Source organism: Pseudoalteromonas sp. SG43-6, assembly GCF_014164365.1.
Taxonomy (GTDB): Bacteria; Pseudomonadota; Gammaproteobacteria; order Enterobacterales; family Alteromonadaceae; genus Pseudoalteromonas; species Pseudoalteromonas rhizosphaerae.
On sequence record NZ_JACJEZ010000001.1, the window covers coordinates 121,251 to 135,564 of the forward strand.

At 41.8% G+C, this 14,314-nt stretch carries 10 protein-coding genes; 3 read left to right on the top strand and 7 right to left on the bottom strand.

Annotation, left to right across the window (positions count from 1 at the left end):
• Positions 1 to 47 precede the first annotated feature (47 nt).
• Positions 48 to 1,340: a DUF3472 domain-containing protein gene (locus tag H5201_RS00535; RefSeq protein ID WP_182783460.1), complete on the top strand. Its 1,293-nt coding sequence runs from the start codon at positions 48 to 50 to the stop codon at positions 1,338 to 1,340.
• Here the strand turns inward: H5201_RS00535 and H5201_RS00540 are convergent.
• The 7 genes from H5201_RS00540 to H5201_RS00570 all read right to left on the bottom strand — a co-directional run bounded on the left by H5201_RS00540 (position 1,337) and on the right by H5201_RS00570 (position 9,975).
• A complete protein-coding gene (locus H5201_RS00540) occupies positions 1,337 to 2,059 on the bottom strand; it encodes a response regulator (protein WP_149982231.1) in 723 nt (240 codons plus the stop codon). The two genes, H5201_RS00535 and H5201_RS00540, sit on opposite strands and share 4 nt — an antisense overlap.
• Positions 2,060 to 2,152: 93 nt before the next feature.
• On the bottom strand, positions 2,153 to 3,775 hold the full coding sequence (locus H5201_RS00545; protein WP_182783462.1) for a sensor histidine kinase: 1,623 nt from the start codon (positions 3,773 to 3,775) through the stop codon (positions 2,153 to 2,155).
• Positions 3,776 to 3,787: 12 nt separating this feature from the next.
• Positions 3,788 to 5,329, bottom strand: a complete 1,542-nt coding sequence (locus tag H5201_RS00550; protein ID WP_145240095.1) for a tripartite tricarboxylate transporter permease — start codon at positions 5,327 to 5,329, stop codon at positions 3,788 to 3,790.
• A 3-nt stretch (positions 5,330 to 5,332) separates the two neighbouring features.
• Entirely contained in the window at positions 5,333 to 5,800 is a 468-nt protein-coding gene (locus tag H5201_RS00555) for a tripartite tricarboxylate transporter TctB family protein (RefSeq protein WP_145240097.1), read from the bottom strand.
• Between the two features lie 11 nt (positions 5,801 to 5,811).
• A complete protein-coding gene (locus H5201_RS00560; protein ID WP_145240099.1) occupies positions 5,812 to 6,795 on the bottom strand; it encodes a tripartite tricarboxylate transporter substrate binding protein in 984 nt (327 codons plus the stop codon).
• Between the two features lie 12 nt (positions 6,796 to 6,807).
• Complete coding sequence (locus H5201_RS00565) at positions 6,808 to 8,049, bottom strand: OprO/OprP family phosphate-selective porin (RefSeq protein WP_145240101.1); 1,242 nt, start codon at positions 8,047 to 8,049, stop codon at positions 6,808 to 6,810.
• A gap of 279 nt (positions 8,050 to 8,328) precedes the next feature.
• Entirely contained in the window at positions 8,329 to 9,975 is a 1,647-nt protein-coding gene (locus tag H5201_RS00570; RefSeq protein WP_182717510.1) for a methyl-accepting chemotaxis protein, read from the bottom strand.
• 303 nt (positions 9,976 to 10,278) lie between these two features.
• Here H5201_RS00570 and H5201_RS00575 point away from each other — a divergent pair, with 303 nt between their 5' ends.
• Both H5201_RS00575 and H5201_RS00580 read left to right on the top strand, forming a co-directional pair.
• On the top strand, positions 10,279 to 10,863 hold the full coding sequence (locus H5201_RS00575) for an ATP-binding protein (RefSeq protein ID WP_182783464.1): 585 nt from the start codon (positions 10,279 to 10,281) through the stop codon (positions 10,861 to 10,863).
• Between the two features lie 88 nt (positions 10,864 to 10,951).
• A complete protein-coding gene (locus H5201_RS00580; RefSeq protein WP_182783466.1) occupies positions 10,952 to 13,900 on the top strand; it encodes a DUF3857 domain-containing transglutaminase family protein in 2,949 nt (982 codons plus the stop codon).
• The last annotated feature ends 414 nt before the right edge of the window (positions 13,901 to 14,314 follow it).

Sequence of the window (14,314 nt, forward strand, 5' to 3'; positions counted from 1 at the left end):
CCCTCTTATATTAGCGCCGTTTGTCGGCGCTTTTTATGGAGCTCACTATGAGAGTTTTACTATTTATTGGTTCATTATTATGGACTTCATTTTCGCCATTTGCAGTGGCAAACCAAACCACGGATTACTTTATTCCCAGTTATGGCAATAGTGCTACTAGCCATAGTATCGCAGCAAATAAAAAACTGATTAGTGATGTGGGGATCACGCACTGGCAAGACTCTACAATACCAGTTAATCACTACTTTTACCTGCCAACAAAAGCGGCTTTTAATTTAAAGTTGCGCGTAAAAGTTGCAGGCGATCGCAGCCAGCTTAAAGTCGACTTTAATCAACAGAGTCAGTTAATTACGCTCACTAATCAGCAATTTCAAGATATCGATCTTGGCGAGTTTCTGCCAGATCAAATCGGATACCAACAATTGCAACTTACCGGTATCGCTAAAACAGCTGACACCTTTGCTGATATTCAAGGTCTTATTGTCACGCTAGATAAAGAGTCGGCGGCGCCTTTATATGTAAAAGATGATATTTATTGGGGTCGTCGCGGGCCTTCCGTGCATTTAAACTATCCCATACCTGACAAGACTAAAAACTATCAATGGTTCTATTCAGAGCTGAGCGTACCAAAAGGGTATGATCATCAAGGCTCGTATTTTATGGCCAATGGTTTTGCTGAGGGTTACTTTGGTATGCAAGTAAACTCTGACACTGAACGCCGTGTATTATTTTCACTATGGAGTCCTTTTCAGACCGATGATCCAGCTGCTATTCCTGTGGAAATGCGCATTCAGCAATTAGCTAAAGGGCATGATGTGTATACCGGTAAGTTTGGTAATGAAGGTTCTGGCGGGCAAAGCTATTTAGTATTCCCTTGGCAAGCAGAACAAACCTACCGCTTTTTATTGAAAGTAAATCCGACTGAAAACCTTGCTAATCATACCGACTACAGCGCATATTTTTATGACCCTATCGCCGCAAAGTGGCTGTTCATTGCTTCATTTAGACGCCCTAGTACAGATACATATGTGGCAAGGCCACACAGCTTCTTAGAAAACTTCATCCCTGATGCAGGGCAATTCGAGCGCAAAGCGTTATACAGTAATCAGTGGCTCAGAGATACTCAAGGCCAATGGCACTCTCTTGATAAAGCACAATTTACTTATGATGCAACGGCTGCCAAGCAATCGAGAATGGATTATCAAGGAGGCACTGAAAACGCAGGTTTTTACTTACGCAACACTGGCTTTTTTACAGGCCCAACTAAATTACACAGTGAATTTGAACGCCCAGTTGGTCAAGCGCCTGAGGTAGACTTAAGCGCTTTGCCAGATAACTAAGCCATTTTATAACAGCGCTCTGGCCGACCTATGCTGCCATAGCTTTGGTCGGCACTGACTTGCTCTGCCTCTAGTAAATATTCTAAGTAACGGCGTGCAGTTGAGCGACTTACTCCTACAAGATCGCCCATTTGCTGTGCTGTAAAAGGCGTTTTTTTGTGCTCTTTAAATGCATCAATAATCTTTTTTAAAGTAAGCTGATCAACCCCTTTCGGCAGTCTAACCGGTGCTTTACTTTGTTCGCTTGAGCCAAATAAAGTGTCGACCATAGATTGGGTCACCTCGTTAGCATCAGACAAACACTGCTGGCGTGACTCAAATCGCGCTAACGCCTGATCAAGTCGATTAAGCATCAAAGGTTTAACCAAAAAATCACACGCCCCTAACTGCATTGCCTTTTCAAGAGTTTCGACTTCTTTGGCGGCAGTCAGTAGCATCACTTCGCTTTTAATTGAGCGCCGACGCAAGTCTGTTAATAACTCAAGGCCATTGCCATCTGGTAGATGGATATCAAGTAAGATCAAATCGGGCTCTATCGCCTGTAATAGCGCGGTAGCTGTACTTAAGTTTGCTGCAATACCAACTACTTGATACTGACCTTGACGCAAGCTTTGTCGGGCAGTTTGATTCCCCGCAACCCCATTCGGTAAAAGCAGGTATTGAGCAAGAAGTTGTGCAACTTCGAGCTCATCTTCGATGATAACTACTGAATATGTCATTTTTTATTACTCATTTTAGCGTTGCAATGTTAGCCCATTTACTTTTATTATTGTTTGCTTGGCCACTGCTTATTAGCCTAAATTACCTTAGGGTTATTTAGGAATATAGACGCTTAATCGCGCGCCTTTTAAACCTGACTCACCAATTTCTAAACTACCACCACACGAATCTAAATTAGTTTTCACTAAATATAAACCAATGCCATGCTCTGCCCCTGCTTTTGAACTGTATTGTGGGGTAAATATCACTTCATGGTCGTTACCCAAGCCAAAACCACTGTCTTCGACATCAAACAATAATGTCTTACTCGTTTCATCAACCGTGACTCGTACATGAGGTTCTCGATCTTTACTGGCTCTGATCGCCGCATCAATGGCGTTATCAATTAAGTTGCCCAAGATTGATACTACTCGTTCTAACATTTCAGTACGTGCGATGGCACCAAGTAAACTTTCTGGGTTTAATTCCAATACTACGTTTAACTCGCGGGCTTTATGGTATTTACCCACCAGCAAACCGGCTAACACAGGATCTTGAATACGTTCTAATAAATGGTGGATCTGTGCTTGTGAACCTTGGCTTTCTTGGCCGATCAATTCGATTGCTTGCTCATTTTTACCCATTTGAATAAGCGCCCCAATTAGATTTAGCTTATTCGAATAGTCATGGGTTTGCACCCTTAACAACTCGGCAAATGCTTGTACTTTAGTAAGTTGCTGGCTCAAGTATTCAAGCTCATCAGCTGGGCGCAGAGTGAGTAAAATACCATCCGCCTGCCCTTGCACTTGCAATGAAAAACGCGACAACACCAAACGTTTATCCGCAGCAAACAACTCAAAGCCAACCATTTTACGACGCTGATTTCGTAATAAAAACTCAGCATGCTCTGGCAGTAAATCTTTCAGAGTTAATGACTGATTAATACAGGCGACTGGTTTATCTAAAATTTCGCAGGCACGCTGAGTCAGTTTGCGTACTCGTCCGTCGGGATCAAGTGCAATAACACCGCTACGCATGGTATTTAAAATAGCGTCCTGCTCTGAAAACAACCTCGCTATTTCATCTGGTTGCAAACCAAAGATGGCATTTCTTACTCGCTGACCAATAAAGATAGCGGCAATAATACTCAAAGCAACTAACAACAAACCCCAAATCATAATTTCAACAATCCGATCACGGATCAACGGCTCAACCGATTGCACTAAAAAACCGACCGAGACCAAACCAATAATATTTTGTTGCTCATCGTATACCGGCACTTTACCGCGAATAGATTCACCTAAGCTGCCCTGCGCCACTGAAATATAACGCTCGCCGTGTAACGCGTCTTGGCTATCACCGCCAACCATTTTTTTACCGAGTTTATTGCTATCTGGATGGACGATTCGATGCGCATTTTTATCACCAATAACAATAAAATCTGCGCCAGTTAGCTGGCGCAGATTTTCTATTTCTTGGTTGATTGCCACCAAGTTACTAGGGTTCTTTAAAGCTTTAACGACATCATCGCTTGATGCAATACTCGTCGCCACAGCGAGTGCTTTGTCACCAATGTGATCATGCAAACTTTGTGCGGTAATTCGATACACCAAACCGCCAAATAACACCGCTTGTAATACACACAGCCCTGTAACCCAAATTATTAACCGCGTTTCTAAACGCTTAGGCTTTTTAACTATGTTTTGCAGCGGATTTTGCGTCTTGGTGTAGCTCATTTTTTACCTCAATTATGCATGCTCTTGCTTCACTTTAAGCGCCGCTTTATCTGCCCGGCGTTGGGTTATAAAGTCTTTTAATGGAAATAACAACACTAATATTGAGATAATAAAAATGCTCAATGTTAGTGGGCGTTCCCATAAGAAGCTTAATGAACCATCCGAGATCATCATTGAACGACGGAAGTTACGCTCAATCATGTCGCCTAAAATAAAGCCTAATAGTAATGGTGCCATTGGGAAAGCCAGTAATCGTAATACCAACGCCACCACAGCAAAGCCAACCATCATAAATAAATCAAAGGTATTAAAGGAAACTAAATACACGCCAATTAAGCTGAAGAACAAAATCATTATCGTTAATACTGATTTTGGCATCGCTAATACTTTTGCAAAATATGGTATCAAAGGAAGATTTAAAATCAGCAATACGATGTTACCAAAGTACATGCTAACGATAACCGCCCAAAATACACTTGGGTTTTCTTGCATCAGCATTGGACCTGGCTGAATACCGTAAGCAATTAAGGCACCTAACATAATGGCAGTCGTACCCGAGCCTGGAATACCTAATGTAAGTAATGGTACAAATGAACCGGTACACGCAGCATTGTTCGCTGACTCCGGTGCTGCCAAGCCTCGTAATGAACCTTTACCAAACTTTTCTTTTAAGCCTTTAGGCGCTAAGTTACGTTCCGTCGCATACGCCATAAAGCTAGCGATAGTGGCACCTGCACCCGGCAATACGCCAACAATAAAACCAAGTATAGACGAGCGGCCAATAACTGGCGCAATGTCTTTGATCTCTTCTTTGGTCAATTTAGTTGAACCGATTTGCGGTGTGTCTGAATCATTAATACTTTTAGTTTCTTTTTTCTCTGGACGCACTACATTAATAAGCGCCTCAGCCAGTGCAAAAGTAGCCATTGCCACTAATAAAAAGCTAATGCCATCAAGTAAGTCAGCTTGGCCTAACGTAAAACGCTCAGTACCAGATGATGGATCAATACCCACAGTCGCGAGCATTAAGCCAAATACTGTCATCATCATGGCTTTTAAAAATTGCCCTTTATTAGAAAACGCCGCGATCGCTGTTAAACCTAAAAACATCAGTACAACGTAATCTGGAGATTGAAAACTCAGCGATACTTTTGCCAACAAGGGGGCTGCAACCATCAATAAAATTGCGCCTATGGTTCCGCCGATAAAGGAGGAGTAAGCGGCTATCGCCAATGCTTTGCCAGCATGACCTTGTTTAGCCAGCGGATAGCCATCAAAGGAGGACGCAACTGTACCCGCCACCCCTGGGGCATTAATTAAAATAGATGATGTTGAACCGCCAAAAATTGCACCGTAATACACCCCCGCCATCAGAATCATCCCTGAATCGGCACCGATGCTATAAGTAATTGGGATCATTAACGCAATAGCAGTAATTGGCCCAAGCCCCGGAAGCATGCCGATAAAGGTACCAACAAAACAACCCACTATGACATACAATAAATTGTTCCAGTCGAGTACGGTCGACAAGCCCAGCATAATTCCATCAAACATAACTTAACTCCACAGGTTGCCAGGAACCAAATAAATACCGAGCACTTGGGTCATTAAAAACCAAAACACTACAGCAACAGGGATAGAGGCCAATAAGAGAATAGCCTTGCGGCGCTCACCCATAACAAAAAAGCCAACTAATAAAAACGCACTGGTTGAGATTAAAAAGCCAATAGGCTCAAGCGCTGCGCTATATATCACCATCAATATAAGCAACCCGATTGTTCGCAATACATGTGACTTTTCGAGCGCATTATCTTCATCAACGGCTGCAGTTGGTTTAAGTAAAGTAGCCCCGATAGAAAGCAGACAAACGATAATACCAAATGCCGCATATACTTTAGGTAAGGTGGCAGAAGTAACCGTTTCGTACTCTTCAAATGGGAGTAACGGAATTTGCCATGCAACAATGGCGTAGAGGGTAAATAGCGCCAAGAATAAACTTGGCCCTAGTAGTTCGCGATTCAACATAAAAGCCTCGATTAACGTGACGTACGAATAAAGCCGAGTTCTTCCATAACAACTTTAAGCTGTGCTTCTTGCTGTTCAAGTGACTTTATAAATTGATCTTTTTCTTGGAATAGGTTTAACCAACCGTTACGTGCACGGACTACTTCCCACTCTGGAGTGGTTTGTAATTTACGTAACTTCTCGGTGTATTCTGCAAGTTTATCAGCCGGTAAATTGGGTGCCGCAAAGAAACCACGCCAATTAACAAACTCCATATCATAACCAAGTGATTTTAAGGTTGGAATTTGTGGATAATCTGGTAACGCTTCACCAGATGTCACAGCTAGAATGCGAGCTTGACCGCCATTAGCGACTTCTAACGCTTCGCTAAGTCCGGTAGAAAGTAAGTTAACCTCGCCAGATAACAACCCTGCTTTGGCTTTACCACCCGCGTCATAAGGGATATAACGCAAACGACGTCCGTCAAGGCCTGCCGCTTTAACTGCTTGCGCTGCAACTAAGTGATCCATGCTGCCACGTGCAGAGCCACCAGCTACTTTTACAGAGCCTGAATCTTCTTTCATTGCTGCGATCACATCCTGCCAGGTTTTAAATGGCGAATCGTTACGTACTACAAATGCACCGTAGTCGGCAATCATACTGGCAACGGGAGTTAAATCACGGTAGCTGTAAGGAATTTTACCGGTTAGTGCCCGCAACACGATAGGTGTTGAGTTAACCATTAAGATATCGCCTTTTTTAGTACCAGACTCAATCAGATAAGCGATTGCACGGCCACCGCCGCCGCCCGACATATTTTGAAAAGACGCATTATCTTCAATACCCGCTTTCACTAAACCTTCACCCACACCGCGTGCTGTGGTATCCCAGCCGCCACCAGGGCCGCCCGGTACTAAAAAGTGAATGTCAGCCATAGCAAACGGACTGCTTAGTACTAACGATGCCGCAAGTACCGTAGTTTTAAATGATTTAAATGATTTTTTAAGTAAGTTCATCTCAATTTACTCCTAAAATAAATACTGCATGCGCGCACTAAAGCCCATACCTGAGTCTTCATCACCCACTAACGCAGTTGCGCCTGGGCCCTCTACATCGCTGTAGATCAAGTTGCCCATAAATTTGATATCGCTGCTGATATAATAGGATGTGCCTAGGGTATAAGTAGTTACTTCAGTACCTTGCGTGCTACTTGTTGCATCCATTTGTGATACTCGGGCGACAAGCTCCCACGCATCTTTAATGCCTTTAGGTTGTACAAATAATGCTGAACCGGCTTTGTACCTGCGTTGCTCACCACCTAAGAAGTAGCTCGCTGATACATGAAAACCATCATAACGCTCGCCATCAAGCGGGTCGGCGCCATTAACAGCATCGAGTGTGCGGCTTGCGTATTCAGCCTCTAGCGTTAATGCATCAGCTTGATACGCAAACTCAAGACCACTTTGCGACAAACTATCCAATGCCACGGCATTACCACCCACCGCATAATCAACAAGACGTACATTGGCTTCACGTATTTCGCCACGGGCAAAGCGCGCACCTAACTCGTTACCACCCATATCACGGTATGAATGCCACGCACCTAAATGAATCACATCGCCTGGGGCTGCGCTTGACCAAGTAACACGTCCCGTTGCAGCGAGTGTTAGTTGATCATCTTCGTCATGACCCGTAGCACCAAAGGCATCATTTTTATAAACACCAACGGCATAACGAAAACCACTGTCTTTAAAGTATTGAGACGCTGACGCTCCCCAACGGAAGAACGGCGAGAAAGTATTGGCTAGCGTACTGCGCTCTATAGTATTGGTATGCTTAGAGCTCGTTAAGCCATTTAAAGTGATGTCTTCACGGATTTTACCCGCTTTAATTTTTAGACCATTATCGAAATTATAACGAACTCGCGCCATCACGATTTCTGCTGTACCTTCGGCAAACTCAAGCAGTAACTTGTGATCCCAGTTACCATGCTCACTTTCAACATAAGTACGGATACGACGCGCAAAAAAATCACCGCCCGCATCACCGTCATTATTCGCGTTATATGCACCATCAAAATAGTTGTAATCAAGTTGCACTCGACCACCAAATTCCAAATTAAAGCCGCTAGACTTCTTCAGCGCAGCGACTTCTTTTTGTAGTTCGTCTAGTTGCTGCTGTAATTTTTCAGTGTCATTGGCAGCGAATGCTGAGGTACTTGCTAGTGCTGCTGCAATGGCTAAAGCCAATTGTGTGTTACTTGCTTTCATTGGTTGTTCTCTCCACACCTGTTGATGATTTTGTTGTCGTTAGATGAGCGACTACACACTGCTATCTGTCTTCGAGCATAGTGTTAACGTCAGATTAACGAAATGTTTAGAATTTAAGCTGCATTGATCTGCTTAAAATGCATTTAGCGCATAAAAATCACGCACAATATGCACAAAACTACAGTTTAATAACTCGTTGATAGTAATTGATTATTTATTGAGGTTTAGCTAAAAGAGGCATCTTAAGGGGTGATAAATAATTCACCCCCTTGATAATACTTATACTTTAAAGTTGCTTACTAGGTTGTCTAACTGTTGACACTGCTGTGCCAATGCTTGGCATGCACGCTCAGCCTGATCCACTTTGTCTAGCATATTGCCACTTGATGTCGCAATACGTTGCACATTGATATTCACATCTTCACTCACTTGGCTTTGCTGCGTGGCAGCGGTGGCAATTTGCATGTTCATATCGTTAATAATGGTAACTGCGTCATTAATACGCTGCACCGATTGCGCGGCACCGCGAGAGTGCTCAATCGTTTGTTGACCGCTTTTGGTACTGGCTTGCATTGCACCAACCGCTTGATTGGTACCTTGTTGGAGCTTTTCAATCATAGCGTTGATCTCTCCGGTACTATCTTGCGTGCGACTCGCTAATGAACGCACCTCGTCAGCAACGACCGCAAAGCCTCGCCCCTGCTCACCCGCGCGCGCGGCTTCAATGGCCGCATTTAACGCTAACAAGTTTGTTTGATCAGCAATACCACGGATAACATCAAGCACAGTGGCGATATTCATTACATCTTGCTCTAAGGTGTTTATTACGTCGCTCGATGCCGAAATGTCGGTCACCAGTTGATTAATTAACGAAATGGTTTCTTCAATTGTGGCTTTTGCTACATTGGCATCATTATTAGCAGTACTTGTGGCACTGGCCGCATCATTAGCGTTTTGGCTTACGTTATCACTGGTCGTGCTCATTTCATTTACCGCAGCTGCCACTTGCTCACTTTCTATTTGCTGATTACTGGCTTCACTTAATACACTTGCAGTAATAATGCGCAAACTTTCAGTTTCATTGCGCACCTGTTCAGCCGAGCCGACAACCGCCAATACTGTGTTATGAATTTTACTGATAAAGGTATTAAACGAACGCGCAAGCGCACCCATTTCATCGTTTGACTCACTGTTTAACCGTTGCGTGAGATCGCCTTGGCCACTAGCTATGTTTTCTAATGCTAACTGCATTTTCTTTAACGGCGCCAAAATAACGGTAGACAGCAGCCAAGTTGCAGCTATTGATAAAACAAAGCTCAATACAATACCAAACTGCAAAGCAAAGCTAGCAGACTCTTGATTAGCGGTTACTTCAATTAAAGAATTTGTAAGTTTGGCATCTATTTCATCACGCATGCTAGTAACATTTTTGCGAATACGCGCCAACACTGCTTCCATATCTTGTTTATGCTCAGCTAAGTAACTAGCCGCAAGCTGGTGATCACTAAAAAGTGCTTGGTAGTAACGAGACCAAATAGCGACATCGGCTTTGATATTCGTAACCCGCTGTGCATTGATCGCATCAATGTAGCCAGACTTCACCAGCTTTAATGGGCTAGAAAGGCGCGCGTCGATACGGACTATATTATCTCGGTACTCTGCAAGCTGTACTATATAGTTTTGTTTGTCGCCTTGTCCTAGCACCATGCTCAAACCTGCCGTTTTCACCTGAAAGAGATCACGATAGCCGTCTTCAAGATCGTCCAGCACCGTTCGCACCTCTAAACTTATAAAACTGTTAAGTCGAGCTTGCTCTTTAAACGTATACAACACGTAACCCGACAACACCGAAAAAATAACTAAGGCGACGACGACAGGAATAGCAAATTTAACTCGAAAGCTAAGGTTATTTATAAATTGGCTCATTTTTATCACTTATCAGTTTGCGGGCAATGGGAGGATGTGTTTAAAAGAAAAATAGCGCTATGTACCTGAAAAAACAAATAAACTAAATGAACAAAAAGAATTAAAAAAACTAATAGCCACGACCATTCCAAGTATATTTATTAAGCCCTATAAGCCACACTCCCACTTTTAATTTTATTTTCCCAAAGCTGGGAAACTGCTTCTAACAATAAAAAAGCAAACCAAGTAATTTCAATCACTTATAGTTTGGCATGTTATTCGCTTTAGGCTATTCAATTGCCTTAACAACAAATTACCAATGCCATGGATATAGATAGCACTTTAAAACGCAGCACCAAACCGAGTCAGCGTAAAAAACTCATATTTGGTACCTTACTTATTAGCATAGCGCTTATTATTTGGCTGATTTACTCATGGCTAGCACCTACCGCATTGGCGGCTAATCAACTGCAAATAGCCACCGTAACTCAAGCTGATTTTGTAATAAAAATACGTGGCTTTGGCCGTTTAAAATCAAAGTATCAGCGTTATTTAACCAATACCGATAGCGCCATGGTCGAAGCTCAGCACTTCAATGTAGATTTAGGCCAGTTAGAACAAGCACTGATCAACCTAATTAAAAATGCCTTTGAAGCCGGAGGTAGAAGCGCACCTACTCTTAGCTGGCAACAACATAAAGATAAAGTTGTTATTAAGCTGCTTGATAGCGGCACTGGTATTACAAATCCTGAAAACCTATTTGTGCCTTTTTATTCAACAAAAGCGCAAGGCGCAGGGATCGGTTTAGTGATCAGCCGCGAACTCATTCGTAATCAAGGTGGTCAGTTACAATTATTAGCCAATCCTGAAGGTCAAGGTACTCGTGTATTAGTTACCTTACCAAGATAATGCCCTGTATTTTATTGGCTTATAAGCCATAGCTTGGTAATCTAACAACAATAGGGACACTTAAAACCAGCCAAAAAGAAGAACAATAATGAAATGGACTCAATTAACGAGCCTCACACTCAGTGTGTGTTTTTTAGTTATAAGTTTTTATAGCACCAGCCAAGAATACCAAATCCAAGCTGCAGATGATTGGGTGAAACAACAGCCACTGATTAAAACGGAAATCCCAGTCAACCAAATCGTCGATGGTACTTATTACCGATTACTTGATACCCAAATAAAAGTATCTGCTCAACATCCTCAGCAGCGCTACACGCGTACTGTGATGCAGGCGGTGAACCAAACTGGCATCGATTACATTAGCCAACTTAATTTAGACTTTGATCCCAGTTATCAAACCCTCACACTCAATAGTCTTGGCCTTATCCGAGATGGGCAATACATAAATAAACTCGCTAGCGCACAATTTAAGGTCTTACAACGAGAAACCGAATTAGCCAATGGAATTTACAACGGCAGCCTAAGTTTAAATATTATTGTTGATGATATGCGCATTAACGACCAGCTCGATTACAGCTTTACGATTACTGGCCGCAACCCTATTTACCAACATTTTAGCGCGTCTCGCACATTAAACTGGTCGGTACCGGTGGCGCAACAATTTATGCGTGTGTTATGGCAAAAACCCACACCACTTTATATCAATACAATTAACGGCGAGGTTGACATAAAAGACACCCCGCTCGCTGTTGGTCATGACTATCAAATCAGCTTACACAATCAAGCAACAATCACATCTTCAAGCCAAACACCATATTGGTATAACCCGTATAAACAGGTTTTTTTCTCTGAATTAAAATCATGGCAGGAAGTTGCTAACTGGGCAGCCCCTTTATATCAATCCGCAATAGAAGTAACAGATCCTGTAACACTCATTGCCGATGAAATAGCCATGCATAATCCACAAGCCTCCGATCGTATCGCCGCTGCATTAAAATTCAGTCAAGACGAGGTTCGTTATTTAGGCTTGGAGATGGGTACTAACTCCCACCAACCAACGTCGGCATCTGAAACTCTGGCACTTCGTTATGGTGATTGTAAAGACAAAACCGTACTGCTAATTTCATTACTTAAAGCAATGGGGATCAAAGCCTATCCTGCATTAGTGAACACTGACGAAGGTAAACGGTTAATTGAACTACCAGCCTCAGCACAAATATTTGATCATGTCATTGTCACGCTTGAGCATGCAGGTCAACGTTATTGGCTAGATCCAACAATAAACTATCAAACCGGAACTTTAGCGCATTTAGCACAACCAAATTATGGTTATGCATTGATTGTTAAACCTTTTGAGCAACAGCTTACAAAAATGAGTCCCCCTGTCGATGGTATTACAATTAAAACGCATGATAACTACACCATAGCTCTTAAACCTGAACAGCCAACAACATTTCAAACTAGTTACATATATAGCCAGTTTGATGCTGTAAATAGACGCAGTTCATTAGCCCGCAATGGACTCGATAAAATAGCGAAAGATTACCTAGAATATTACCAAGGCTATTTTCAAGGCATAACCATTGATAAGCCGATGACGGTAACTGAGAATACAAATAACGGCGAGCTGTTAAGTGACGAGTTTTACCTTATTAATGATTTTTGGCAACCTGACGACGAAGGACTCAGAGCTGACTTTTATGCCTCAGAGATACAAAATAGCGTTTACGAACCCGATCAAATTAATCGCACAACGCCGCTGTATTTTAAGTACCCAAATAATATTGAAACAACTATTAAAATAAAATTTGAAGAACCAAATTGGCACTTTGATAATAAGCAAAGTGAAATTGATAATGCGTTCTTTAATTTCAAAAAGAATATCCACTTTACGGACAATATATTAACACTCGATTTTTCATTTAGCGCCAAACAAGATCATATTCCAGCTGATCAGATTAAACTGTACCTGAGCGAACGAGACAAGCTAATCGACAATGCGCAGTTTGGCATTGTTAAATATGTAACTGCAGATACCACTAGCAGTTTTGATTTAAACGATAATTGGATCATTGTAGTATTACTTGCTTACCTGCTCGCACTGATATTTTTTATTGTGGCATGGCGTATCGAGTCAGCAAAGCGCCCAACATTTAGTGATGCGCAGTTTTACCCAGTTACTAATGCAAAGTTTATTCTTTATAGTATTTTTACTTTAGGACTTTTTATTAACTACTGGAGTTATCGCAACTGGAAAGCAATTAAAATACAGCAAAATAGTCATATCATGCCGATTGCTCGCGGGATTTTCGCGATATTTTTTTATTACTCTTTATATTTAGAGCTAGTTGCACACAGCCAAACGCAGCACAATAAAAATAAAATCATGCCAAACGTCTTGGCAATTATTGCGTGGTTACTGGTTATTTTGGCAAGTCTCATGACCCGTATTGACGAAGCAACTACTATAGCTATTTGTATCCTGCCATTTTTATGGCTGCCATTAGTTAATTACATTCAACACCTAAACCAATCATCTGACGCACTTGCATACAATTCTAAATGGCGAGTAAGAAATATAGTTATCGCCATAATCTGGGTACCTATTTTATTTTTAAGCTTACTGGAAGAAGTCTATTTATTACCGAGTACCGCTATCGTAAAAGGCGATAAATTGTGGTCATTTCAAATGCAATTCTTAAAACGCCATCAATTAGTACCTATTGATGAAGATGTTTTATATTTTTACAGCGATGCGTGGGTAGATTTTCGTAACGACGGCAATGGTATAAGCGACAACTACATTTTTAGCTATTGGCAAAATGAACAAGGCCAACTTGAATCAAACTTAAAACACTTTAAGGATGTTACTAGCGTCGAAGTCACTTATGGCAGAACACAACTTGATAATACAGTGATTAAAGTTATCGACAAACAAGGCGAGCACTTTTTACTTATAGTTAATAGCAAAGGAAGCAAAGATAAAGAATTGGTAGAACAAATAAATAACCGCATTGCAAGTAATAAGACGCCATAAGCATTAGCAATGCAAAATAATCTAATATCAGCAAGAAATCGGGCTGTGTAATATTAATGCCAACAAAGTGCTTTATTTGTTGTTTTTATCAGCAAATAAAATAAATGAGAATTATTTGCAAATGGGTGTTGACAGATCATAAGATCTAACTGATAATCAATATCAACAAGACGCAAAGCACAACGACTTGTACGGAATAAACTGATTTGTTTCTCGACCCTGAAACACGTGTGGCGCACGTAAACAGCTAAGGTTACCTGTTACTAACCGCAACGCCCCTTGATGTTGGTGACAGGTAACCGCCCTACTATTTTACTTGCTACATTGCTCATATCGGTGACGGTAGATATGAAACTAAAAAAGCCCTTACGGGCTTTTTTTATGTCTGTAATTTAGTGAGCTAACCAGTGGAAA

Bases quoted from the DNA above. Each gene is read 5' to 3' on its own strand.
- H5201_RS00535 (WP_182783460.1), top strand. From the start codon at position 48: ATGAGAGTTTTACTATTTATTGGTTCATTATTATGGACTTCATTTTCG.
- H5201_RS00540 (WP_149982231.1), bottom strand. From the start codon at position 2,059: ATGACATATTCAGTAGTTATCATCGAAGATGAGCTCGAAGTTGCACAA.
- H5201_RS00545 (WP_182783462.1), bottom strand. From the start codon at position 3,775: ATGAGCTACACCAAGACGCAAAATCCGCTGCAAAACATAGTTAAAAAG.
- H5201_RS00550 (WP_145240095.1), bottom strand. From the start codon at position 5,329: ATGTTTGATGGAATTATGCTGGGCTTGTCGACCGTACTCGACTGGAAC.
- H5201_RS00555 (WP_145240097.1), bottom strand. From the start codon at position 5,800: ATGTTGAATCGCGAACTACTAGGGCCAAGTTTATTCTTGGCGCTATTT.
- H5201_RS00560 (WP_145240099.1), bottom strand. From the start codon at position 6,795: ATGAACTTACTTAAAAAATCATTTAAATCATTTAAAACTACGGTACTT.
- H5201_RS00565 (WP_145240101.1), bottom strand. From the start codon at position 8,049: ATGAAAGCAAGTAACACACAATTGGCTTTAGCCATTGCAGCAGCACTA.
- H5201_RS00570 (WP_182717510.1), bottom strand. From the start codon at position 9,975: ATGAGCCAATTTATAAATAACCTTAGCTTTCGAGTTAAATTTGCTATT.
- H5201_RS00575 (WP_182783464.1), top strand. From the start codon at position 10,279: ATGGATATAGATAGCACTTTAAAACGCAGCACCAAACCGAGTCAGCGT.
- H5201_RS00580 (WP_182783466.1), top strand. From the start codon at position 10,952: ATGAAATGGACTCAATTAACGAGCCTCACACTCAGTGTGTGTTTTTTA.